This is a genomic window from Hymenobacter sp. DG01 (genome assembly GCF_006352025.1).
Taxonomy (GTDB): Bacteria; Bacteroidota; Bacteroidia; order Cytophagales; family Hymenobacteraceae; genus Hymenobacter.
Genome location: NZ_CP040936.1, coordinates 327,732 through 351,283 on the forward strand (window position 1 = coordinate 327,732; position 23,552 = coordinate 351,283).

A 23,552-nucleotide genomic window follows, 5' to 3' on the forward strand; every position below is an offset into this window, starting at 1 on the left:
TTGGGTTATCTAATTTGACCTGAATTGTACTCCTGAACAATAGCACGGATCTTATCCTCATCTAGAGCCTCTTGACTGATAAAGCTTACTATGTCAGGACGATCTTTGACAAAAGAGGAAAGTACAGGGCGAGCTTTTTTATCAACTAGAGGGATACTGACTAGCTGTTCTCCGCGCCGACGAATAAGTAAAAGGCCGACATATTGACCTCGGCTATACTTATCCTTCATGTTGCCCACCAAAAGTGTGTACTTCAAAAGCTCTACTCTACCAGTGTCCAACACCTCGGCAAAGTCTTGTCTAATATGATATTTTGGCGTCAAGGGCATGCCATTGTTCAACTCGAAATCATAAACAGGAACAAAAAGCCTATTGGAGACTTTGAATGATTTCACCTGTTTGGGAGAAAAAGACGATTTGCCTTTTTTCTCATTCGTTTTTAAGATTAACTCAGCCCCCATTCCTGATGAGTATTTAAGTTCGCCCTCGCCTTTAGTACCGTCAAGTAATTCGTAGGAACCGGGGGTAAATTCGCGTTGTGCCAAACATGCTGAAGGCAATAGAACAGCAAGGCATACGTAGAGAAGACGCATGGAAAAAGAATAGTACTTTATTAGAGTATGATGAAAAATTAAAACCGTAAGGGAATTAAGAGTAGCTACACGCTTACATCAGCGGCGGCTTCCTGCTGTAGCTCCACGGTTTCCTCTTTCCCTAGGTAGCGGTCAATGAGAAAGTGGGCTAGATACAGCACCGGTGTGAGCAGGATGGCCGCCGCGAATTTATACCAGTAGTTGGTGTTTGCCACGCTTAGTACCTGCTCAAATGTCCAGTTGCCGAACACGTAGAACGCCACGAACAAGACCACGAAGGAATCGACGAGTTGGGAAATAAGCGTGGAGCCCGTGGCGCGCAGCCACACGTAGCGCCCGCCCGCTACCCTTCTGAACCACTGAAACACGGAGGCATCCAGCACCTGTCCGATAATAAAGGCCGTAATAGAGCCGATGATAATGCCCAGGCCCTGGCGGAAAATGCTTTGGTAGGCAAACTCGATGTTGAATGGCCGGCCCTGGGCGTCCTTGCTATTGACATCGAGCCAGAACTGGGCCGGGGGCAGCTTGGTGGTGGCCAGAATGACAAGGAAGGCATACAGAATCAGGCCCACCGTGAGGAAGCTCACGCGCAGTACGCCCTGTCGCCCGAAGTACTCATTGATAATATCGGTGGTGATGAATACTACGGGCCAGATAATGACGCCCGCTGTCAGGTTGCCGGGCAAACCCAGCAGGGCATCCACCGAAAAAATCTTAACTCCGATTATTTCCGCCAGCAGCGCATTGACAATGAAAATGCCGCTAAGGACCAGGTAAAGCTGCTGTTTCTTTTGGGTAAACGAAGGGGCCATGAGAGGGGAGAAAACGGGTGCGGAGCGGAAAAGTGCTACCCCCAGCCGGGGGCGCAACCTCAAACCAGCAAGCAGGCGCTAGGGTTATTCGGCCACGCTTACGCTGAGGCCTTCCACGGCCAGCTCCGTCCACTCGAACATGGTTTTGGCTTCAGCCAGCAGGGGCTGCAGGTCGCGGTAGCGGCTGGAGAAGTGCCCGATCAGCAGGCGGTGCACCTCGGCGCGGCGGGCCAGCAGCCCCGCCTGGCGGGCCGTAGAGTGGTGGGTTACCAGCGCTCGGTCGCGCAAATCATCCAGGAAAGTAGCCTCGTGGTAGAGCAGGTCCACGCCGCGTACCAGGTCGGCCAGGCTTTCGGTGTAGAGGGTATCGGAGCAGTAGGCGTAGCTGCGGGCATGCTTGGGCTCCTGGGTTACGCTCAGGTTCTGAAGCAGCAGCTGGCCCTGCTCATCGCGCACATCGTCGCCGAGGGTGAGGGCGTTCAGCTGCTGGGGCGTGAGGCCGGCGGGCAGCAGATCAGGCAGCAGGCGGCGGCGCTTGGGCTTTTCCCGGAACAGATAGCCGCAGCACGGGATGCGGTGGCGCATGGGCAGCGTGTGCACCGTCAGGTTTTTATCCTCAAACACCTGCACGTGCTGGGTGGTATCAACGGGCGTGAATTCCAGCTCGAAGCTCAGGTGGGTGTAGGAGTGCCGGAACTGGGCGGTGAGTACCTCATCGAGGCCGGGAGGGCCAAACAGGCGCAGGGGCTCGGTGCGGCCATTGAGGTGCATGGTGCCGAGCAGTCCGAAAAGCCCGAAAAAATGGTCGCCGTGGAGGTGGCTGATGAAAATGGTTTGGATGCGCTGGTGCCGGATTTTGTGCTCCATCAGCCGGCGCTGGGTGTCTTCGCCACAGTCAATGAGGTAGGGCGTGTTGCCCACCGTCAGGACCTGCGCCGTATGGTGGCGGTCCATGAACGGGGTAGCAGAGGCACTGCCCAGAATTTTCAGCTCAAACTCCAAAATCAGCCGGGGGCTATCAGCGGGGTGGCTGGCAGCCGGGTTAGTGAAAGAAAGGCGACAGGCGGCTGGAAGCAGCTGCTGCCGGAAAAGAAAAAGCTGCTGGCCGGTAGCCATTAGCCCGAAAACTAACCGCTAACAGCCAACAGCCAAACAGCTCGAAAAAGCTTATTCTTTGCTGGTCAGGTCCCGCTCAATGGCGTGCAGAAAAATGCGGTCAATGCCTTCTTCCACCGTGGGCAAAATGTGCAGTACCGACTCCAGCTTGCTGATAGTGATGAGCTTCATCACGTGGTCCTGCAGACCGGTCAGCACCAGCAAACCACCGGTGGAGTTGCACAAGCGGTTGGCAATCAGGATAGAGCTCAGTCCCGACGAATCGGTGTATTTTACGTTGCTCAGGTCCAGAATCAGGTTGTTGATGCCCTCGGCATTCAGCTTCACGAACTCCGATTTCAGATCCGGCGCAACAGTAGTGTCGAGCTTTTTCTCGTCAATCGTGATAATCGTGTAGGTCTCTTTTTTATCTATTGAGTACTTCATACCGCAGGTCGTTCGGTGGTTATAGGAGTTGCGAAGGTAACAAAAAAACTATTTGGGCGTGAATTGGCAGTGAAGGATGCAAAAACTGCGGTAGAGCTGCCTTAAAGCCGCTTTTTTGGAGCAACGCCAAAGGTCAGGGTAGTCCAGGTGCTCAACCAGTCGGCCGCCCGGCCCGCCGGAGCGGCTACCATCCGGACGGAACTGACCAGGTATTCACCCGGCCCGGATATACGAAACAGCACCCGCCCGTTTTGGTTACTGCGCAGCGTAGTTAGTAAGACCCGCGCGGTAGCGGGGCGCTGCCACAGGCGCACCAGCTGCCCGGCTACGGGCCGCCCATCGGAGAGCACCCGCACGGTCAGGCTACCGCCAACGGGCAGAGTGGCAGGGTTTTGCTCGGGTACCAGTTCCAGGGGCAGCCCCACGGCGCGGCTCCAGGGCCGGGCCGTATCGGTGGGGGTAGGGGTTCCTACCTGAATCAGAGTTTTGGCGCAGCGGCGGTAGGCTTCGCGGCCGGGCTGTGTTTGCTGGCCCCGCTGCTGGCGCAGGGCCAGCACGTAATCCAGCTGCTCGGCTTGCAGATAGGCCGTAAAATCGGGGGCTGAGAGGGTGGTGAAGGCATCGGTGGTAGCCAGGGCCACCAGGTGGGTGCCCGGCTGCCGGAGCGTGAGGGTGGTAGCCAGCGTATCGGTGGCGGTAGCCAGGGGCAGCAGGTTGGCTGGCGCGGCTCCCGGAGCCAGGTGCACCAAGTGAGTTACGCGGCTGCTTTTGCCCGCCCACGCCTCGCCCCGGAAGTTCTGGCCCACCAGCCGCCGCAGGTGCACGGCTGTGCCGGGCGGCACGAAAAAACGGGCCGGCTCCAGCCAGAACTCGCGGGCCAGCGCGGTGCCTGCCAACAGGCTGATAGCGGCGAAGAGCAGCAGCGGATAGATGGTATAGAGCTTACTCATAGCATGATAGGTAGGCGAGGAGGAGGGGCAACGGGTGAGCTGCCGGGCTTAGGTAACAAAATTATGGCCGAGCTCAACATTTTGCAGACCTGTTGGTCTTGTCGATATCTGTTTAATGTTTCACCCAAAAAAGTTAAACAAAATGCGTAATTCTTTCAGAAGTATGTCGTTTCTGCGCGTGCTGGCCTTGTGGTTGTGCGGCGCCGTTACCGTGGGGCTGGCTTCCTGCGACGACGATGATGACACCATGACCGGCAGCGGGGCACAGAACATCGTGCAGGTAGCCCAGGGCAACCCGGCCTTCAGCACGCTGGTGGCGGCCGTCACGAAGGCCGACCTAGGAACTACGCTTACCGGAGCCGGGCCGTTCACGGTGTTTGCGCCTACTAATGATGCCTTTGCCAAGCTGCCTGCCCCGTTTAACAGCGCCGCCAACATCACGGCCATTACCGATCAGAACCAAATCAGTCAGCTGCGCGGTATCCTGCTCTACCATGTAGTAGGGGCCGATATTTCCGCCGCCAGCATCCCGAACGGCGCCAGCACCCGCACCACAGCCCGCCCGGCCACCACGGTAGGCGGCGCGGCCATCAACGATAACACCCTATACCTGACCAAAAATAGCACGGGCGTATTCATCAACGGCAACACCCGCGTGGTTACGGCCGACGTAGACGCCAGCAACGGCACCATCCATGCCATCGACAACGTGCTGATGCCGCCCACCCAGACTATTGCCGCTTTGGTGGTCGCCAGCGCCACCCGCGCTACCAACCCCGAGTTTACCTTGTTGCTTCAGGCCCTGCAGCGCCCTGCCGCGGCCGCAGTGCTGACAGCCGCCGGTGATGCCAGCGCCAACGTAACGGTATTCGCGCCCACCGATGCCGCTTTCCGCGCCCTGTTGGGTACGGCCCAGCTGAGCTCGGTTTCTGATGCGGATCTGGTAGCCATTCTGTCGCGCCACGTAATTGCCACGGGCCGCGTGTTCTCCTCTGATCTGGCTCCCGGCACTGTAGCTACCCTGGGTGGCAACGTAACCGTGGCCTCCGCTGGTAGCGGCTTTACCATCCGGGGCGGGAGCGGTACGGCTGCCAACATTACCACGGCCAACCTGCTGGCTACGAATGGGGTAGTGCACGTCATCGACCAGGTAATTCGTCCCTAAGCGGCGCCCTGCCCTCTCCGGTTTAAGAAAACTCACTACACAGAAAAGCCCGGCTCTCTTTGGAGGGCCGGGCTTTTTTATTTCTAAGCCAACTAAGTCTTACTGCCGTTCCAGAGCCAGCTGGTAGGCGCGGTCGTAGTGCACGCGCAGGTTTTTCCAGTCGAAGAGCTCGGCGGAGCTTTCCACGTTGTTGCGCTGCATAATTCGCTCGCGACGGTTGAGCTGCACGAATTGCCAAAGCATGTCGGTCAGCTCCTCGGCAGCTTCATCAAAGCTCTTTTCCTGGCGTTGTACCACGAAAATGCCCTTTTCCTCGTGCTGGGGAACGGTTTGCATCACGTAGTCGCCGAAGCCGGAGAGGTCAGAAGTAATGGCCGGTACGCCGCGGGCCACGCACTCCAGCGGAGTGTAGCCCCAGGGCTCGTAGTAGCTCGGGAAGATGCCCAGGTGGCAACCCCGCACAAACTGCCCGTACTCCATGCCAAACAGCGGTGAAGTAGGCGACACGAAATCGGGGTGATACACGATTTTTACCCGGTCGTGCTTGTTGTTGACCAGGTTGGCGCGGCGCAGGAAGTTCAGGATGTCGTCGCCGGCATCATCTACCAGGTTGTGGGTGATGACGGGGGGTAGGGTGCTGGTTTTCCAGCTCTGCAGGGTGCGGCGGTAGCGCAGCTTCCAGTAATCATCTACCAGGGCATCGAGGTCGGGCAGGCGGTAGTCGGTGCTGGCGGAAGCGGCGTAGAACAGCCGCTCGCCCACCTGCCGCTCAATGGCTTCGCAGGTAGCGTGCACCTCGTCGAGAATGGCCCGGCTCTGCAGAATCTGGGGGTTGATGCTGTGGAAAGGCCGCTTCGTGATAAAGAACATGACCACCTGGCCTTCCAGTCCGCTCTGCTGTAGGCGGTAGTTGAGGCGGGCCAGGGCCTCCAGGGTTAGGTCGAAACCCTTGTTGTGGTACTCGTAGCGTCCGCTCGTGAATAGGTACAGCGTGTTATCCAGATCAAACGAGTAGCTCTGGAAAAAGTGCGCCATCACGAACTCGTGAATCTTGGTCTTATACTGCTGGTGCAGGTTCTGGAACTCGTGCAGGGCCACAAACCGCTCAATATTGAGGCCGTTGGGCAGCACCGCATCCGGAATCCGGTCGAGCAGATAAATACATTCCCGCACCGTCAGCTCGCTCACGGTGGTGAAGACGTGCGAGCCATGTGCGGCGGCCCGCTCCATGGTTACGGCCGGCTCAATGTTGAAGTGCCGGGCCTCCGCGTTCCAGTCAACCTGCATGAGGTGGTCGTAGAAGTTGGGGTCGTTCATGGCCAGGTAACGGCCCAGCAGGGTGGCGTGGGTCGTAAACACCAGGTGCACCGGCACTTGGTCGCGGCGTAGGCCCGGAATGGCTACCCCCGTCATCCACTCATGGAAGTGGGCTATCAGCCGTTGGGGCGGCACCACCTCGGCGGTCAGGATTTCCAGAAACGTTTTCGCCAGCTCACCAAAGGCTACTACCTGGTGGAGCAGGTCGTCGTTGTCGGGGGTAGGGATGTGGTGATGATTCCAGAGGTCGGCCTTTATCTGGCCCAGACGGGGGTAGGCCTGGAAGGGGTTGATGAGCACCACCCGGGGCCGGCCGGTTACCAGCCAGATGCCCATGCACACATCGTAGCCCTGCTGGCGCATCTGACGTACGGCCCCGGCAAACGGGTCATCGAGAGCTGCCAACTGCTGATCATCAAAGGGCTCAAACTCGCCCTGGGCCTGGTTAGCGAAGTAAGGGCCCAGCAGGCAGTATCGGTCGTCCCAGCCCTGCACGGTGGCGGGTACTTTGCTGCGAATAACGGTGTAGATGCCTCCTACCTGATTGCAAACCTCCCAGGCCACTTCTACCAGCAGCGCATCGGGAGCAATCGGGACGGGGGTAGGAACGGGAACTTGCATAGAGTGGGAATTGGGCGAGAGAGGGCAAGATAGGTTTCCGGGTGGGTTCGGCTAGCCTATTCCTACGCGAGAAGCAAAAAAATGTGGGGTTTAGCCCCGCCATCTGCCTTTCACAGGCACATTGCGCGGCCAAACCCCACGGGGCAGCGGGCCAAAGCAGATTTACTCAGGCTCCTGGGAAAGAATCAGTACCGAGTACGGGGCCAGCCCGAAGGTGCCGTGGAAAGGCTGGTCGTCGTACACGCCTTCTTCGGCTTGGGTATCCACGCTTTCAAAGTTGCCGAACTCGTGGTCGTAGCCTTCCCAGTCGGAATTGAAGCGCACGCGCCAGTGGCCGCCGCGGGGCAGGCCAATGGTGTAGGCCGGGTGGGCGCGGTCGGCGAAGTTGCAGAGCACCACGGTGGTGTCGCCGGGGCCGCCCTGGTCGCGGCGGATAAAGGTCAGAATCTTGTCTTCGTTGTTGAGGTGGGAAATATCCACGCTCTGGCCCAGCAGGCCGCGGGTGTGGCCGCTTAAGTTGCGCCGCAGCCCTATCAGGTCTTTGTACAGGCGCACCAGGCCGGCATGAGTTTCGGCCCGACTCCAATCCAGGGGCTGGTCGTCGGAGAAAGAGCCATCGGCTAGCATGGTTTGGCCCTGAAAAATCATCGGGATGCCAGGAGCGGTGAACACCAGGGCCGCGCCCAGCGTCGAGCGTTTCTTCGGGAACCAGGAGGCCGCGTTGCCGGGCATGATTTCCTCCGTCACGCGGGCCTTGCCGTTGGCTACCTCATCGTGCGACTCGGTGTAGATGACGCGCTGGAAGGCGTCGTCGTTGTACCGGTTGCAGATGGCCTGGGCCACGGCTTCCATGTTGCGGTCGGCGTCTTCGGGGGTGACCAGCGCGTCCCGGATGGGGTACACAAAGCCAGCATCCCACTGGGCCGAGAAGCCCTGCCCCTCGTGCTCCGGGGCGCGGGTAATGTACTCGTTGCCCAGCAGGTCTTCGGCAATGGTGATTTTCCAGGGCATGGTGCCCCGGATTTCCTCATTGATCCAGCGCATCAGGCTCCAGCCCTCGGGCAGGTCGCGGGAGGCATCGGAGGTGCCATCTACGTTGCGGATGTGTGCAATGGCGTCGCAGCGTAGGCCATCCACGCGGTATTCTTCCAGCCACATCAAGGCGTTGTCGCGGATGTAGCGGCGCACGGCGTCGCGGCCGTAGTCGGGGCGGTTGTGGCCCCAGGGCGTTTCAGCGCGCCAGTCGTTGTAGAAATAGATGCCGCCGCCGTCGTTTTCGCTCCAGCCGTCAAACTGCCACAGGTCCAGGTCGCCGGGCCCGAAGTGGTTGTACACCACGTCCAGAATAACAGCAATGCCGCGTCGGTGGGCTGCTTTGATAAATTCTTTGAACGCCACGGCCCCGCCGTAATCGGTTTCGATGGCGAAGGGGTGGGCTGGGTTGTAGCCCCACGAAAGGCTGCCCGGAAACTCGGTGGCCGGCATAATTTCCACGGCATTCACACCCAGGTTTTCCAGGTAATCCAGCTTTTCGATGGCGTCATAGAAGTTGCCGGGGCGGGTAGGGTCGGGGGCGTGGAAGGTGCCCACGTGCAGCTCATAAATCACCAGCTCATTCCAAGCCGGCATCTGAAACTGGTCGTCTTCCCAATCAAACGTGGGGTCGGGCACCACTGAGTTGCCCGCCGAGTGCGTGACTTCGCGGGCGTAGGGGTCGTTGCGCTGCAGCTCGCCGGTGGGGGTAGTGAGGTGAAATTTGTACTCAGCGCCGGGGCCCAGGTCGGGGAAATCGGCAGCCCAGTAGCCGTCGGCTTCAAGGGTAAGGGGGTGGGTAGTAGAATCCCAGTCGTTGAAGGGACCTACCAGGGCTACAGCGGTGGCAGCCGGAGCCCATACGCGGAACGTGGTACCGTTTTCGTGCGGAAGCGCGCCCATGCCGGCTTGCAGCACAGGAGCAGAAGGGGAGTCAGTTGCAGGCATTGGTTGTCAGAAGAAAAGAGCCGATAAGCTCGACAACCGCTCATACTGCCTGCGCCGGGGTTAGGTTGTTGCGGCCCGGGCAGGAGCCTGATTCTTAAATAGTAAACGGTAATTGCGGAAGTAAGGAAATATGCGGTGCTTAGGCTCATGAATACTGCTACCCACCCCGGTCCCGTAATCCTGTACACCACCCGTCGCGCCCGTGTTGAGCGGGCCAAAGGTCTGGCCCACATCGTGCCCGCGCTGGTGCTGGTAAGCGGGGCCGCCGGCGTGTTGGTAGGCAAAGAGCCCTTCACGCTCCTGACAGGCCTTGAGCTGCTGGTAGGCGTGGCCTACGTGCTGCTGCTGTGGCAGGAGCTGCGCCACCTGAAGCAGCAGCCGGAACACCACAGCCAGGTAGCGTGGCTGGAGGTGGCGGCGGCCGGCATTCTGGCCCTGGAGGGCTACCACATCTGGCACCGTCATCATGAAAAAGAAGCCCTTACGGGGGAGCACCGGCTGCACGTACTGCCGTGGCTGTACGCGGCCCTGGCGGTGTGGTACGTGGGCCTGGCCTTCGGGATGGGGCGCATTTATGAGCGGCGCTACCTGCACCTGCACCCGGAAGGGTTTCGGGGGCGGCTCGGGCTTTTCCAGAAGTCGTTTGCTTACACCTGGGCCGATGTAGCCGCCGCTCAGACGGCCGGTGAGGCCGATGTGGTGCTGCACCGCCCCGATGGCCAGCAGGCGCGTCTGTCATTCGCGGGCCTGCACAACGGCCCCACCCACCGCGACCAGCTGCTGGCCCACATTGCCCGGCATCAGGCGCCGGCTAAGCCTACCCCCGCCGGGCAGGCTTAGCCGGCAGTAACTGCGGTAGTCCAGCGGTGGTGCTGGCAGCGGGGGCAGGCGTGGGCCGGCTCCTGGGGGCCGTGCTCCAGCTGGCCGCAGCGCAGGCAGGCGAAGGTATCCGGGCTTCTTTGCTGCTCCTGAATATACTCCTCATCCCAGTCTGGAATAAGCGTCAGGCCGGGGCGGGCGGGCTCTTGGAGCAGCAGGGTGAAGTCGCCGTTGGCCTCCATATAAAGGCGTTTTACCTGGCCAAGCTGGCTGATGCTTTCGGAGCGGAGCTTGGCAAACAGGCGCTCCTGGGGCAGCACTACTTCCTCCATCTTATCCAGGTTCAGGCAGCCATCTTCCACCATAATGGCAATGTCATCCTGGGTTATTTCCTCAAACTTTTTGCTTTTGAGGGTGCGGGCGGCAATGAAGCGCTGGCCCAGCACGATAATGGCCGCAATAATCAGGGGCGGCACCAAGCCCCGGTCGGGCGCCTGAATGGGTACGCCAATGGCGGCGGCCAACGACACGAGGGCCGCCATTTCGTTGCGGCTGAGCTGGGCGCCCATGCGCTTGCCCATCAGGCGCATAGAAAGCAGCAGCAAACCGTAGAGAAAAAGGCCCCGCAGCAGGGTTTCCAGCAGAAAGCTCCACGGCACGTCGCCCAGAAAGAAACGGAGCGGCTCAAACAAGTGAAAGTCCTCGGGTTTCATAAAGCAGTTGGCAAGAGGCAAAGCGGGCACACCAGGCGGCCCAGGGTTACCGGGTTAATGAGGGGTAGGGGCTGGGCTTATTGCACGGCCGGCACCCACTCGGCGTGGCCGCAGTTGGGGCAGTGGCCGCCGGCATGGTCGGCAGCGGTAGCCAAGTAGCCGCAGTAGTTACAGGCTTTCTGGTCGGGTACTTTTTGCTGGGCCTCAAGGAGCTTTTCATCCTGCCCGGGCAGCACCGAAAGGCCCGGCCCGGGCTTGTCGCGCTTGTAAATGCTGAACAGCCCATCGGCCTCCATGTACACCCGTTTCACCTCCCCGAGGTGAGTGATTTTCTTGTCGCGCAGCTGGGCGTAGAGCTGCTCATGCGACACCCGCTCGGCCCGGAGCTTATCCATCTGCAGCACCCCGTCTTTGGCCAGAATAGTTACGTCGCCCTGCAGCACCAGCTCGGCCTTACGCCTCCGTAGGGCCCACCAGTTCAGGCCCCGCTGCAGAAACAGCACTACCACCAGCAGCACCACGGCCGGCAGCAGGCCCCGGTTCGGAATCTGCATGGGCACGGCCGTAATGGCACCCAGGGTTACCATCACGGCCAGCTCGGTAATGGTGAGCTGGGCGTTCATGCGCTTGCCCATCAGGCGCATCACCAGCAGAAAAATGAAGTAGATAATGAGGGTGCGCACTACCACCTCCAGGGCAAATTCAGCCGGCGCGTCGCCAAACAGGATGCGTTTCCAGTCGCCGAGGTGGATGTCTTCTTTCTTCATAAATCTGCCGGAGCTTTTCGGTGTTCTGAAACAGAAGCTACTGCCATGAGCTTCAGAGAACTGAAGCGGCTAAGCCCTGCTGAACGAAGCGGCAAGCCCGGTAGTTATACTGAAAAGCCAGAAATTGCCACCGTATTAACCCGGTATAGTGCCTGGCCCGCGCCGGGTAAAACCCCTGATTGCCGGGTGGTTGCCTGGTGCTGGCCCGCTGCCTCCGGCGCGGCGCGGGCTGCCAGCTTTCGTTTGATTTTAGTACTCTACGTTTCCTACCTCGTGCCCCGACCCAAACCTGTTATTTACGGCTTGTATCCCTGGACTACGGAATACGGCTTCAGCTATGTGCATCCGGCCAACCGCCGCTCTTTTGAGTGGCTGGAGCCGCTGGGCAAAGTCTTCGAGAAGATTGATGAAACCGAAGACTGGATTTCGCTGCGCTACGATGAGCAGCAGTTTAAAGTAAGCCGGGAGCTGTTCCGGGAGCTGTACGTGAAGCCGCCCTTCAGCTTCGGCGACGTGGTAGGCGAGGTGCAGCCCGAACCGGGCCGTGCGCCCCACCAGGGCCTCATTTCCGACGTGTTCTACCACGAGGCCACCGACACGTTCCAGTTTCAGCTGGTAGAAAAGAAGCGCAAAATCAAGCGCGTCTTTGAAGCTGAAGAGCTGCGGCTAGTGTAAGTGGTGAACTGGTGAGTTGGCCGGGCCGGACTATTTAGCCGGGCAAGCTTTCGTTTTCAGCCATTGCACACCAAAAGGCCCCGACAGAAATCTGTCGGGGCCTTTTGGTGTGGGTTACAGCCATAAGAACGGCAACTCACCAGTTCACCATCTTACTATTTCACCACTTACTACCTAAATCCCCACCGCAATACCCACTACCACGGCTACCACCGCCAAGGCCAGCAAGAGCAGGTATAGGGGAAAAACGAATTTCCACCACTCATCAAAACGCACTCCGCAGGCTGCCACAATGGCCATGAGGGCGCCGTTAGTGGGCGTTATCAGCTCGCAGAGGCCGGCTCCGTACTGGTAAGCCAGCACCGTTACCTGGCGAGAAAGCCCAATCAGGTCGGAGAGGGGCACCAGTAGGGGCATGGTCAATACAGCCTGCCCGCTCACGCTGGGCACGGGCAGGTGCAGGGCCGTGTGTACGCCCATCATGCCCAGGGCGGCCGTCCAAGCGGGTAGCCCGGCCAGCGGCGCCGACATGCTGTTGACAATGGTATCCACAATCTGACCTTGCTCCAGCACCACGAAAATGGCACGGGCAAACCCAATGAGCAGGGCCGAAAAAGCAATGTCGCGGAAGCCGGCAATGAAACCCTCGGCGGTGCCCGTGAGGCCCAGGCCGCCCACCAGCCCAGCTACTACCCCCAGGGTGAAGAACAAAGCTGCCATCTGCTCAAACTCCCAGCCCAGCTCCAGCACTCCGTAGGCAAAGAAGGCAAACCCGCCGAACAGCAGGGCCAGTACTACCCCGTGGTTACGGCCTGGGGCCAGTGCGCCGGGGTCGGCGGTTTCGGCGGTGGCGGGGGGTAGGCGATGACGCAGAGCGTAGCGCACGGTGCCGGCTATCCAGATAGCCAAGGCTAGCACGAGAAATACCAACCGGAAGCCTCCACCTGAGAGCAGGGGCAATTGGGCCAGCTTCTGGGCAATGCCTACCTGAAACGGATTGAGGGGGCTAAATGCCGCGCCCACCGCCGCCGAGCCGATACTGACGGCCGCGGCCGTAACGGTGGGGTAGCCGATGCGGCGCATCAGAATCAGGAGCACTGGCACCAGGGGCACAATTTCCTCCTGCATGTTTTCCAGGGCGCCCATGGTGGCAAACAGCACCGATATAATGGGAATAACGAGAGCTTCGCGGCCCTGAAACTTCTCCAGCAGCCAGTCAACGCCCCGGCGCAGGGCCCCGGTTAGGTCCACCACGGTAAAGGCCCCGCCGGCCAGAAACACCAGGAAAATCACGGAGGCCGCATCTACCAGTCCTTTCGGAATATCTACCAGGGCTTGCAGAGGGCTGACGGGGGTAGGGGCCACGCGGTGATAGGAGCCGGCTACCACTACCTCACGGCCCGTAGCAGCATCGGTGTGGCGGTCAAAAACTCCGGCTGGCAGCACATAGCTCAGCAGGCAGGCCAGCAAAATAAACCCCACCAGCAACACCAGCGGATGCGGAAAGCGAATCGTTTTCATCCCGCGAAGATGGGGAATAGGGATGAGCTGAGGAGGTGAAGAGTGAAAGGTAACAGGTAAATGGTGACAGGTGACGGGTGACAGGTAAAGGGTAAAGGGGAGAATACATAGACCGTCATGTCGAGCTTGTCGAGACATCCCGCTCGAATTGTTGAGGTAGCATCGCAACGTCAGCACGCGAGACTCCTCGGTCCCTGGCTTGATGCGCCACATGCTCGGAATGACGTTTCTGTCACCTGTCACCCTTTACTTGTCACCTCATCACCTCATCACCCCGACACTTCATAAAAACCGGAACCCGGCGGTTGTATATTAGGGTTTGGAGGCTGATTATGAAGTTTACTGAATTCAAGCAATTACACATGTATCGTCAGGCCGAGCATCTGCGGCGGCACGGGCACCTGCTGGCCGAGCGTCGGCAGGACAGCTTCCGGCTGCGCTTGTTCGCGTCCGGTGATTTTTACGCCGAAGAGTGGTGCGAGTGGGGCGAGGAGCGCATCCTGTTTATTCATCTGTTTCAGCACCCCGCCGGTTTGCACGATTACCTGGAGGGAATTCGGCTGCCGGAGGAGCTTTGAGCGGGCTCACAGGGGTAGCAAATCGGCGAGAAAGCTCAACCGAAAGCAGCTACTTTTGCTGGTAGTGCGGCCTGCGCCCAAGGTGCAGGCCGTTTTGTTAGCTACCTCCTGCTCAATTACTACCCGATGCGTCAACTGATACGCGGCCTTATTCTGCTGATTCTCGTGTGCGGCTCCGGCCGGCAAGCAATAGCACAAACTTCCCTTCCCGATTCTTTACAGCCCGTGGCGCGCGAGGTGAAGACCCGGCTGCAGCAGCGCCCCAGCGACCAGGTGCGAATAGTGCAGGTGCGGGAAATACTCGGGGAGCAGGTGCGCGGCGGCAGCGTGCGGGCCATTCCGCGCCTGCTGGCCTACCTGCGCCACACCACTGCCGATACCACCGTGGCCCTGCGCCCCTACGAGGAGTGGGCCCTGCTGACCGCCGCCGGCGACGTGTACACCCTCTCGGAAAAGCTACGCCGCTTTGGGGTAGCCGGCAGCACGCCCCAGCAGGAGCGGCGCTACCAGGCCCTACCCCAGGACCAGCTGTTTGAGCTGGCTGCCCAGCGGGTAGCCCAGCGCCAGGATACCATTCGGGGCATCATCAGCAAGGCCCATTTTCTGCCTGAGGATTCCACTTTTCTGCACTTGTTCCTGGATTTGCTGGTGCCCCTCAACAGCCCGGACCCTACCTTGTCTAAAACCCGGCAAGCCTCCGTACAGGCGTTTCTGAGGCAGTATCCCGATTCAGAATACGCATATTTCGTGCGGCAATTCGCGCAGCCGGAGTACACTACCGGCCGCTTTTCCTACGGCCTCGATTTTCACTCGGGCGGCGGCATTCTGCTCGGCGACCTACCCACCTACTTCCGGCACGGGGCCAATTTCGGGGTAGGGTTCGAGTTCGGCTGGGACCGGTACCAGCTCTACCTGCGCGACTACATTGGCATGGGCCGGGTGCGGCAGCCGCTGGACTACCGGGGCAACTGGCGCGAGGGGCTGAAGGTCAACTACATCGTGCCCGAGGCCTCGGTGGGCTACCGCCTGGTTGATAAGCCCTGGCTGCGCCTGACGCCCTTCGTGGGTGTTTCCGCGCTGCTGATTGGGCCGGCCAGCTCCAGGAAAGACGACCCCGACGCCGACCTGGACCTCACATTCCGCAACCCGTTCACCGCCGGCCTCAACCTCGATGTGCCCCTCTGGAAAACCCAGGGCCCCGGTGAAGTGGGCAGCTGGCTGCTGAAGCTCCGCGCCGGTGTGCGCCAGGGGCCGGCCCGCCACGATGCCAACCTGAAAGGCGGTATTATCTACCTTGACCTGGGCATCGGCGGCTTTGGGCGGCGCGTGCGGCAGCGGGTTCCGTAGGGTAGGAGGGGGGTAGGGGCCGGGCGTATAGAGGAATATATATATTCAGGCCATGAAACCTTCCCGGCAGCTGCCCCTGCTACTCTTCCTGCTGAAAGCCCTCAGCAGCTACCTCCTGGCCAGCCGCGCCTACGAGCTGCACCGCGACGAGTATCTCTACATCAACTACGGCCGGCACCTGGCCTGGGGCTACCTGGAAGTGCCGCCCCTGACGGCCCTGCAAAGCTGGCTGACGCTGGCATTGGGCGGGGGCTGGTTCTGGGTGAAGTTCTGGCCCATCCTGTGGGGTAGCCTCACGGTGTATCTGGTGGGGCGAGCGGTGCAGCGGCTTGGAGGAGGGGCGTGGGCAGTATTGGCGGCCGGCCTCTGCTATATGGTCAGTGCCTATGCCCGGCTCAATTTTCTGTTTCAGCCCAACTCCTTCGAAGTCTTTGCCTTCACCCTGGCCTGCTACCTCCTGATTTGCTACCAGCAGGAGGCCCGGCCGCGTTACCTGTATGCCTTAGGGGTAGGGTTGGGGCTGGCCTTGCTGAACAAATATTCGGCCCTGTTCTTTATTGCGGCGCTGGGGGTAGGGCTGCTGCTGACGCCCGCGCGGCGGGTGCTGGCTACCAGCGCCTTCTGGCTAAGCGCCGCCCTAGGCCTGGCCCTGTGGCTGCCCAACCTACTCTGGCAGCTGCGCCACGGCATCCCGTTTCTGCACCACATGCAGCTCCTACACGATACTCAGCTGGTGAACGTATCGGTGCCTGATTTCTGGAAGGACCAACTGGTGACATGTCTGCCGGCCCTGTGGCTGTGGGTGCCCGGTCTGCTAGCGTTGCTGCTCAGCCAGGCCTTGCGGCCCTACCGGGTGGTAGGCCTGATTTACTGCGGAGGCCTGTTGATTCTGACGGTGCTGCACGGCAAAAGCTACTACGCCTTGGGCTACTATCCCATTCTGTTTGCGGCTGGGGCAGTATGGTGGGAAACGCAGCTAAGCCGCTGGCCCCGCACGGGCCGGGTAGTAAAACCGCTTCTGCTGCTGTTGCCTTTGCTGATGAGCGTGCCGGTGTACCCGTTGCTGTTCACCCTTGACCCCCCGGCCCGCATGCTAGAGGTAGGCAAGCGCTTTCGCCACATGGGCGTGCTGCGCTGGGAAGACGGCCAGGACCACCCGCTCCCCCAGGACTACGCCGATATGCTGGGCTGGCAGGAAATGGCCGATAAAACCTGGCGGGCCTACCAGGCTCTGCCCGCCGCCACCCGCGCCCAAACCCTCATCCTGACGGCCAACTACGGACAGGCCGGGGCTATCAACTACTTCAACCGCCACCGCGCTATGCCCGCCGCCCACAGCTTCAATGGCAGCTACCTGTTCTGGTTTCCGGAGCCTAGGGCGCGAAACTGGCAGCATATCATGATAGTGGACGATGAGCCGGACGAAGCCCTGTCCGTTCATTTCCAGCAGTTTGGGCGTGCAGGGGAGGTAGTAAACCCCTACGCCCGCGAAAAAGGCACCCTCATCACCGTCGGCTCCGGCCCCGATGAGGCCATTCTGCAGCAGATAAACCGGGAGCACCGTGAGGCGCTGGCGCAGTGGGGACGGTTCTGAGGGGTAGGTGGGAAGGGCTGGAGCAGGTTCACAAGACGTTATTATCTCAGCTTGCCAAGCGTAACGCTTCTGTTCATTTCCTGAAAATCACAAAAAGCGGGCCCCTCAGCATTTGCTGAGGGGCCCGCTTTTTGACTGAAAACTCCACCTAAGGGCTACTTACTGCGGCTGCGCGAACCGCCGGCCGAAAAAGTCGCCGGGGTTCCAGGTGGGGCGCTGGGGGTTCTGGGCTACCAGGTAACCGATGAGGAAGTTCAGCTGCACGTACTTCTTGCCGGCTTCAAAATCGAAGGTACCGTTGATGTCGTCCTGGGGTTTGTGGTAGGTGAGGGCCCGCCACTTCTGCACCTGCTCGCTGAGGTTGTTTTTGCCATCGGGGGTGCGGTTGCCGTACTTGATGTGCAAGGCCGGAATACCCTGGGCCACAAAGCTGTACTGGTCGGAGCGGATAAAGCGGTTCTGGTCGGGCTCGGGGTCTTCCTCTACCGTCAGGTTCAGGTAACGAGCGGCCTCGGCCACGGGCTGGGCCAGCGTGGAGTGGGCGGCGCCCAGCGGCACTACCGATAGCAAGGGTGCGATAATAGTGGGCATATCGGTGTTCACGTCGGCTACCAGCGCGGTTTTGGGCACCGTGGGCCGGGCTGCGAAATAGGCCGAGCCCAGCAGCCCCAGCTCCTCACCAGTCTGGAGCACCAGCAGCACGCTGCGCTTGGGCTTTTGCTTGAGGTTGGAGTACAGGCGAGCAATTTCCAGCACCGAGGCTACCCCGGAGGCATTGTCGTGGGCGCCGTTGTAAATAGAGTCGCCCTTTACCGGCGCGCCTACCCCCAGGTGGTCGAGGTGAGCCGAATGGACTACAAACTCCTGGCGCAGGGTAGCATCGGAGCCGGTAATCTTGCCTACCACGTTGTAGCTCTCAAAGTCCTGGTAGCCCGATTCCCAGCTGGCGCCCAGGGTGCCGCGCAGGGCCACCGGCGCTGGCTGCCCCTGGCGGAGGCTGCTCATGACTTTGGCCGTATCGGAGGCCGAGTTCAGCAGCAAGGCCTGCAGCCCGGCTGCCGACAATGTACCCGTCATCCCTACCCCCGAGCCACTGATAAACCCTCGGGCGGCAGCCACCTTGCCATCAGCCCCCAATACGCTGGTAGTGGTAATGGGCCGGGCCGCCGTTGCCGCCGCCGGAGCTGGCCGGGCGCTGGCGAACAGTACTCCCACAGCGCCGTGGCGGGCGGCCGTTTGTACTAGCAGGGTCTGGTCCTGGCTAGCCGAAGCTACGGTGCTGGGGAAGCTGCGAGGGGCACCGCGCACAATCACTACTACTTTGCCTTTCACATCGAGGCCCTGGTAGTCGTCGTAGCCTTGGTCGGGGGCCGAGATGCCGTAGCCGGCGAAGGCCAGCTCCGTGGGCGCGAGGCGGGAACTGGGCTGCTCGGGGTGGGGATAGAGGTGCAGCTCGGTCGGGGCCAGGGGTAGGCTGCCGCCGTTAGGCTGATACGTGATGGTAGCACCGGGCTTGGTAGTAGCGCGCCGCAGCCGTACCCGCTGGGTAAAGCCCCCGTCTTCGCCGGCCGGCTCCACGCCGAAGCGCTTGAGCTGTTCCGTTACATAATCAACGGCCATCTGGTAGCCGGGGGTGCCGGGCTTGCGGCCCAGCAACCGGTCATCGGCCAGGTACTGAATATGGGCCTTAATATCCTCGGGTTTGACTTTGGCCAGGGCTTTGGCTACCGGTTTGGGCACCGGGGCGGCAGTTTGGGCAGAAGCCGGGGCGGTAAGCAGGATACCAGCGGCCAGCAGCAGGGGCAGTTGTTTCATTGGTCCAAAATACGCAATAGCCCCACCAGTGGCTGCTTGCCGGCTGGTGGGGCTACATGAAAAGAAAGCGCCTTAGGTGTTGCTGTCTGTAGTAATGCGCTGAAGATGAGAGAAGTGACTAGGCGGCAGCCGGGGTCTGCTCCAGGTCCTTAAGTAAGGCTTCAATGCGGGCAGCATGGGCATCGAGACGCTCCAGGCCGGTTCGGGCTTCTTCCAGCTGGCCGCGCTGGTACTGCTGCACTAGGCTGCGGCCGGTATCAATCATGCGGATGAGCTCCTGCTCCAGGCGCTGCACAGGCAGTACGGAGCCGTAGCGAGGCTTTACCACGGTGTTCAGCCACTCGCCCAAAGGGTTCAGGGGTAGGGAAAACAGGTCGGGGTCGGGTTCCCGCACGCCGTAGAGCACGGAGCGCAGCCGCGACTTAAACAGCACCTGCTTGATGCGGGCCTGCTGAAAATCGAGGTTAGTTAACTCCATAACGGACGGGGTGTGCGAAGTAAGAAGAGGGGAGAGTATGCATTAGCGGCCGGCGTTTTCCAGCGCCTGTCGGGCCTGCACCAAGCCCGTGACATCGTAAGCAAACACCGTAATACCCGCTTTCTGGCCTTGCTCTTCGAAGAGCTGATATGTGAAGTTGAGGTAGCTGCGCTTCATTTGTCCGCTACCCTCATGGTCGAGGTCAATCTGCACTTCGTTGCCTACAAAGGTTTGGCCCGTCTCGTACACGTTGTTCAGCAAATCCAGGAAGCCCTGCTCAATAACCTCCGGAAGAGCTTCGGATACGGTTTGACCCACCAGCTGGCGGTTGGGGAACAGGCGCTGGTAGGGCGGATTCACAAACTCGAAGCGGTGCTCGGGGCCACGCAGAATGCAGATGAGCGCCGGCGTCTGCATAAACAAGTCGTAAAACGTCTCGCGCTGGCGGTGCACTTCCTGATACGCCTGGTATGCCTGGTCTGAGAGCAGGGCCTGCTGCTCGTTCTGCTCCAGCAGCTCCTGTACCATCAGCTTCTGGTCATGGATGTCGGTGCCGCAGCCTACCCACATAGTAACCTCGCCGGCCTCATTCTGGCGTGGTACGGCCCTAACGAGCACCCACCGGTACTGCCCGTCGTGGCGACGCAGGCGGTATTCCATCTGCAGCTCAGTGCTCTGTTCACGAGCCTGGTTCCAGAGGCGAGTGGTGTTGGCTACATCGTCGGGATGAACACTAGCTACCCAGCCCTGACCAATGCATTCGGCCAGGGAATGCCCAGTAAAGTCCAGCCAGCGCGGGTTGAAGTAGTCGGCCTCGCCGCTGGGCAGGTTGGTCCATACCATCACGGGCAAGGACTCCAGAATAAAGCGGGTACGCTCTTGCTGTTCGGCCAGCTCGCGCTGGGCCTGCTGGTGGCGCAGTTCGGCGTGGTAACGCTCCGTTACGTCCTGGGTGCGTTGCAGAATAAACTCCAGCTTCCCGTTTTCATCCAGAATAGGATAGTGGGTGGCTTCCCAATAGCGTTCCTCCAGGCCGCCGCCCTGCTCCAGAGGCCGCTCCAGGTCGTAGCGAATCAGGGGCATGGTGTGGGGCTGGTGGTGGCGGCGCACATGCTCATGCGATTCGCGGATGGTAGCCGCCGATTCCTCATCGGAGGAGGGGTAGGCCTCAAAGAAGGGCTTGCCCACGGCTTCTTCCCGGCTTTTCAGCGAGACACCTACGTGGCTGTTGGTATTGTCCACGATGGTAGCGGCCTCGTCCGGCGCAATCAACAGAAAGTTGTCGGGTAGGGAGTGGAAAAGCTTTTGGTAATCAACCGGAAAGGCGGGAACAGGCATGGTCGGGATGGGCAGATGAAAGTGGCGCGCACGCTGGCCGGAGCAACAACAAAGCTACAAGCCAATACTTCGGTAAGAAAGCGCTACGGTATTTTAAACAGGGCAAACTATCCAGAATGTTATACTGCTACCTCGGCAGTAAGTTTGCCCATTGGTGAAATTTACTGTTCAGCTTAACAGCTTAGCAGCAAGCAGGCCCGTTAGGCATCAACTCTGGTGAAAGCTACAAGCCAATCAGGAGCGAATCATATGGATGTGCGGGATGCCGTCTTCGAGGTAGCCTTCGCCCACTTGTCGGAATCCGAAGCTTTCATAAAACTCCTTTAGGTAGAGTTGGGCCCCAATCTGAATGGGCTGCTCACCGAACAGGGTTGCCACCGCCGCAATGGACTCCTGCAGCAGCACGCGGCCCAGGCTGTAGCGCCGGTATTTCGGCGACACGACTACCCGCCCGATGCTGGCCTCGGGGTAGCTGACGCCCGCCCCGAAAAGACGGGTGTAAGCGGCCAGCTCGCCGCTTTCCGTGTGGCCCAGGAGGTGAAAGGCAGCCTGGTCCTGCCCGTCGATGTCCTGAAAAGCGCAGGTTTGCTCCACTACGAATACTTCGGAGCGCAGCTGCAGCAGGGCGTACAGCTCGGAGAGGGTAAGGTCGGTGAAGGGTTTGAGGGTCCAGGTCAGGGTCATGGGGTAGGGAGCCAAAGGGGGTAAAGGTTGGGGCAAAGATGGCAGGTAGGGGCCGGAAAAAGTGCCGGCGGCAAGCTCCACCGCAGCACTTCCGGTGCCGCGCTCGTATAGCCCTACCTGAACTCTGGCTGCTCAGGCGGCCCACTATCCTGACTTATATGGACTATATCCGCTTGGGGGCCACGGGCCTCAAGGTTTCCCGCATCTGCCTGGGCACCATGACCTACGGCACGCCCACTGAGCGTTGGCCCTGGGCCCTGAACGAGGAGCAGAGCCGCCCCTTCATTCAGCAGGCTCTGGAGCTGGGCATCAACTTCTTCGATACCGCCGATGTGTACTCCAACGGAGCTAGCGAGGAGGTAGTAGGCCGGGCCCTGCGCGACTTTGCCAAGCGCGACGAGGTAGTACTGGCCACCAAAGTGTACAACCCCATGGGCCCCGGCCCCAACCAGCGGGGCCTCTCGCGCAAGCACATCATGAGTGCCATTGATGCCAGCCTGAAGCGCCTCGGCACCGATTACGTGGACCTTTACCAGATTCACCGCTGGGATTACGACACGCCCATTGAGGAAACCCTGGAAGCCCTGCACGACGTGGTGAAGGCCGGCAAGGCCCGCTACATTGGGGCCAGCAGCATGTATGCCTGGCAGTTTGCGCAGGCCCTGTACCTGGCCGATAAGCACAACTGGACGCGCTTTGTAAGCATGCAGCCGCACTACAACCTGGTGTACCGTGAGGAGGAGCGCGAAATGCTACCTCTCTGCCAGGACCAGAACATCGGCGTGATTCCCTGGTCGCCGCTGGCGCGGGGGCTGCTCACGGGTGGGCGCACCAAGGAGCGCAACGAAACCGAGCGGGCAAAAACCGATGCTTTCGGCAAAAGCCTCTACGGCCGCGACGACGACTTTGCCGTGGCCGACCGCGTGACGGAAATAGCCCAGGAGCGGGGCCTGCCCAACGCCCAGATTGCCCTGGCCTGGATGCTGAGCAAGTCCGTTATTACCGCGCCCATTGTGGGTGCCAGCAAGCCCGGCCACCTGCAGGATGCGGTGGCCGCCGTTTCCGTAACGCTTTCCGAGGAAGAAATTAAGCGTCTGGAAGAGCCTTACCAGCCTCACCCCGTGCTGGGCTTCTCCTAAAGCATGGCCCTACCCCCGGCCAGCCGCCAAACCCCGGTGCTTCCGGTTTTCTCCTTCCGCCGACTTCACTTCTCGCCTATGAAAATGCTTCTTATTGCCGCACTGCTGCTGACAGCGGCGGCCGGCTGCTCGCCCGTTAGGGTAGAGTCCACGACCCAGACGCCCGGCGTCGATTTTTCGGCTTATAAAACCTACAACTTTATGGACGTCACGGCCCGCAACGAAGCTGCTTTTGCCGGTGGGGCCGTGGGCATTGAGGAGCTGAAGCGGGCCGTGGGGCGGGAGTTGGAGCGCCGAGGCTACCAGCGCGCCGATGCGCCGGATGTGTGGGTGAACATTGGGGTAGTAACCGAGGAAAAGGTGCAAACCCGCGAAACCAACATCCAGTTTGATGGGCCGCGCTACATTGGGCAGCGCCGCTACCGCTGGGAAAAACAGGAGGTGCCCGTCGGGACCTACCAGGAGGGAACGGCCACAGTGGATATTGTGGATGCTGCTCGCAACACCCAGGTATGGCAGGGCGTGGCTGCCAGCACCCTTTCCAAAGACCCCGAAAAGCTGGCGGCTCGCATTGATGAGGGCATTGCCAACATGTTCGAGAAGTACCCGGTGCCACCCCGCCAGTAGCGGCAAATGCCCATGGTTGAGCCACCAAATCCGAAACCGGCTCGTATGAGTTGATTAATCCGCTGCCCGGCTTACCTGCAGGCAGGCCGCCGGTACATCTAACCTTTCTACTTTCATGTCTAAGAAATCCAACCTCACGGCCCTGATCGGGGCCTCGCTGGCCGGCCTGGCCGCGGCCGTTTACATCAGCCACTCGCAGGGCAGCTGGCCCTTTGCCAGCAAGCAAAGCGAAGGCGAAGAAACTGACTCGGACAGCAAGGCTGCCGATTCTTCCTCGCAAAAAGACCAGCAGAGTGCCTCCTCGGCCGCAGGCAAAGGTGCCCCAGTAGATGTGGCCCTCACCAATGAGGTAGCCAGCTACACGGAGCACAACCCCAACAACGCCGGCGAATTCACTGACGACGGAGCCACCGGCAACGCCGACTAGCCCTAACTCCCTGGCATAACTTTTCGCCTACCCCTATGGCGTAGGCG

General features: G+C 60.4%; 23 protein-coding genes. 9 read left to right on the plus strand and 14 right to left on the minus strand.

All coding sequences use genetic code 11. The annotated features are described in order from the left end of the window. Positions 1 to 5 precede the first annotated feature (5 nt). The 5 genes from FGZ14_RS01290 to FGZ14_RS01310 all read right to left on the minus strand — a co-directional run bounded on the left by FGZ14_RS01290 (position 6) and on the right by FGZ14_RS01310 (position 3,900). Positions 6 to 593, minus strand: coding sequence for a hypothetical protein (locus FGZ14_RS01290; RefSeq protein WP_139920401.1), 588 nt, complete (start codon positions 591 to 593; stop codon positions 6 to 8). 65 nt (positions 594 to 658) lie between these two features. Continuing rightward, positions 659 to 1,408 (minus strand): queuosine precursor transporter, encoded by a 750-nt coding sequence (locus tag FGZ14_RS01295; protein WP_139920403.1) that lies wholly within the window; start codon positions 1,406 to 1,408, stop codon positions 659 to 661. Between the two features lie 84 nt (positions 1,409 to 1,492). Continuing rightward, entirely contained in the window at positions 1,493 to 2,524 is a 1,032-nt protein-coding gene (locus FGZ14_RS01300) for a ribonuclease Z (RefSeq protein ID WP_257883315.1), read from the minus strand. Between the two features lie 51 nt (positions 2,525 to 2,575). Further along, complete coding sequence (locus FGZ14_RS01305; protein WP_044002696.1) at positions 2,576 to 2,950, minus strand: STAS domain-containing protein; 375 nt, start codon at positions 2,948 to 2,950, stop codon at positions 2,576 to 2,578. Between the two features lie 101 nt (positions 2,951 to 3,051). Next, positions 3,052 to 3,900: a DUF4198 domain-containing protein gene (locus FGZ14_RS01310; RefSeq protein WP_139920405.1), complete on the minus strand. Its 849-nt coding sequence runs from the start codon at positions 3,898 to 3,900 to the stop codon at positions 3,052 to 3,054. Positions 3,901 to 4,063: 163 nt separating this feature from the next. On the opposite strand from FGZ14_RS01310, the gene FGZ14_RS01315 reads away from it, so the two are divergent. Further along, positions 4,064 to 5,065 carry a fasciclin domain-containing protein gene (locus tag FGZ14_RS01315; RefSeq protein WP_139920407.1) on the plus strand — a complete coding sequence of 334 codons (1,002 nt, stop codon included), beginning with the start codon at positions 4,064 to 4,066 and terminating at the stop codon, positions 5,063 to 5,065. A 99-nt stretch (positions 5,066 to 5,164) separates the two neighbouring features. Here FGZ14_RS01315 and FGZ14_RS01320 read toward each other — a convergent pair whose 3' ends face one another. Together FGZ14_RS01320 and FGZ14_RS01325 are read right to left on the minus strand one after the other, a co-directional pair. Continuing rightward, entirely contained in the window at positions 5,165 to 7,003 is a 1,839-nt protein-coding gene (locus FGZ14_RS01320; RefSeq protein ID WP_139920409.1) for a glycosyltransferase, read from the minus strand. A 162-nt stretch (positions 7,004 to 7,165) separates the two neighbouring features. Then, positions 7,166 to 8,983, minus strand: coding sequence for an alpha-amylase family glycosyl hydrolase (locus FGZ14_RS01325; RefSeq protein ID WP_257883316.1), 1,818 nt, complete (start codon positions 8,981 to 8,983; stop codon positions 7,166 to 7,168). A 147-nt stretch (positions 8,984 to 9,130) separates the two neighbouring features. On the opposite strand from FGZ14_RS01325, the gene FGZ14_RS01330 reads away from it, so the two are divergent. Next, positions 9,131 to 9,823: a hypothetical protein gene (locus FGZ14_RS01330; protein ID WP_139920412.1), complete on the plus strand. Its 693-nt coding sequence runs from the start codon at positions 9,131 to 9,133 to the stop codon at positions 9,821 to 9,823. On the opposite strand, the gene FGZ14_RS01335 is transcribed toward FGZ14_RS01330, so the two are convergent. Together FGZ14_RS01335 and FGZ14_RS01340 are read right to left on the minus strand one after the other, a co-directional pair. Further along, the gene (locus tag FGZ14_RS01335; RefSeq protein ID WP_139920414.1) at positions 9,820 to 10,515 is read right to left on the minus strand and encodes a DUF421 domain-containing protein; all 696 of its coding nucleotides are present in this window, start codon (positions 10,513 to 10,515) and stop codon (positions 9,820 to 9,822) included. The two genes, FGZ14_RS01330 and FGZ14_RS01335, sit on opposite strands and share 4 nt — an antisense overlap. 77 nt (positions 10,516 to 10,592) lie before the next feature. Further along, on the minus strand, positions 10,593 to 11,282 hold the full coding sequence (locus tag FGZ14_RS01340) for a DUF421 domain-containing protein (protein ID WP_139920416.1): 690 nt from the start codon (positions 11,280 to 11,282) through the stop codon (positions 10,593 to 10,595). 243 nt (positions 11,283 to 11,525) lie between these two features. Here FGZ14_RS01340 and FGZ14_RS01345 point away from each other — a divergent pair, with 243 nt between their 5' ends. Beyond that, positions 11,526 to 11,957 (plus strand): hypothetical protein, encoded by a 432-nt coding sequence (locus tag FGZ14_RS01345; RefSeq protein WP_180754450.1) that lies wholly within the window; start codon positions 11,526 to 11,528, stop codon positions 11,955 to 11,957. Positions 11,958 to 12,131: 174 nt separating this feature from the next. On the opposite strand, the gene FGZ14_RS01350 is transcribed toward FGZ14_RS01345, so the two are convergent. Continuing rightward, on the minus strand, positions 12,132 to 13,478 hold the full coding sequence (locus tag FGZ14_RS01350) for a YfcC family protein (protein WP_180754451.1): 1,347 nt from the start codon (positions 13,476 to 13,478) through the stop codon (positions 12,132 to 12,134). A gap of 332 nt (positions 13,479 to 13,810) precedes the next feature. Here FGZ14_RS01350 and FGZ14_RS01355 point away from each other — a divergent pair, with 332 nt between their 5' ends. The 3 genes from FGZ14_RS01355 (at position 13,811) to FGZ14_RS01365 (ending at position 16,997) form a co-directional block, all read left to right on the plus strand. Then, a complete protein-coding gene (locus FGZ14_RS01355) occupies positions 13,811 to 14,056 on the plus strand; it encodes a hypothetical protein (protein ID WP_139920422.1) in 246 nt (81 codons plus the stop codon). 126 nt (positions 14,057 to 14,182) lie between these two features. Next, entirely contained in the window at positions 14,183 to 15,403 is a 1,221-nt protein-coding gene (locus FGZ14_RS01360) for a hypothetical protein (RefSeq protein WP_139920424.1), read from the plus strand. Positions 15,404 to 15,455: 52 nt separating this feature from the next. Further along, positions 15,456 to 16,997 carry a glycosyltransferase family 39 protein gene (locus FGZ14_RS01365; protein WP_139920426.1) on the plus strand — a complete coding sequence of 514 codons (1,542 nt, stop codon included), beginning with the start codon at positions 15,456 to 15,458 and terminating at the stop codon, positions 16,995 to 16,997. 159 nt (positions 16,998 to 17,156) lie between these two features. On the opposite strand, the gene FGZ14_RS01370 is transcribed toward FGZ14_RS01365, so the two are convergent. The 4 genes from FGZ14_RS01370 to FGZ14_RS01385 form a co-directional block, all read right to left on the minus strand. Next, positions 17,157 to 18,812, minus strand: coding sequence for a M28 family peptidase (locus FGZ14_RS01370; protein ID WP_139920428.1), 1,656 nt, complete (start codon positions 18,810 to 18,812; stop codon positions 17,157 to 17,159). A gap of 118 nt (positions 18,813 to 18,930) precedes the next feature. Next, positions 18,931 to 19,290: a hypothetical protein gene (locus FGZ14_RS01375; RefSeq protein ID WP_139920430.1), complete on the minus strand. Its 360-nt coding sequence runs from the start codon at positions 19,288 to 19,290 to the stop codon at positions 18,931 to 18,933. A gap of 42 nt (positions 19,291 to 19,332) precedes the next feature. Further along, on the minus strand, positions 19,333 to 20,628 hold the full coding sequence (locus FGZ14_RS01380) for a PAS domain-containing protein (RefSeq protein ID WP_139920432.1): 1,296 nt from the start codon (positions 20,626 to 20,628) through the stop codon (positions 19,333 to 19,335). 234 nt (positions 20,629 to 20,862) lie between these two features. Beyond that, the gene (locus FGZ14_RS01385; RefSeq protein ID WP_308217163.1) at positions 20,863 to 21,348 is read right to left on the minus strand and encodes a GNAT family N-acetyltransferase; all 486 of its coding nucleotides are present in this window, start codon (positions 21,346 to 21,348) and stop codon (positions 20,863 to 20,865) included. A 122-nt stretch (positions 21,349 to 21,470) separates the two neighbouring features. On the opposite strand from FGZ14_RS01385, the gene FGZ14_RS01390 reads away from it, so the two are divergent. The 3 genes from FGZ14_RS01390 to FGZ14_RS01400 all read left to right on the plus strand — a co-directional run bounded on the left by FGZ14_RS01390 (position 21,471) and on the right by FGZ14_RS01400 (position 23,505). Then, positions 21,471 to 22,451 (plus strand): aldo/keto reductase, encoded by a 981-nt coding sequence (locus FGZ14_RS01390; protein WP_139920434.1) that lies wholly within the window; start codon positions 21,471 to 21,473, stop codon positions 22,449 to 22,451. 78 nt (positions 22,452 to 22,529) lie between these two features. Continuing rightward, positions 22,530 to 23,078, plus strand: a complete 549-nt coding sequence (locus FGZ14_RS01395) for a DUF4136 domain-containing protein (RefSeq protein ID WP_180754452.1) — start codon at positions 22,530 to 22,532, stop codon at positions 23,076 to 23,078. Positions 23,079 to 23,193: 115 nt separating this feature from the next. Then, entirely contained in the window at positions 23,194 to 23,505 is a 312-nt protein-coding gene (locus FGZ14_RS01400) for a hypothetical protein (protein WP_139920439.1), read from the plus strand. Positions 23,506 to 23,552 lie beyond the last annotated feature (47 nt).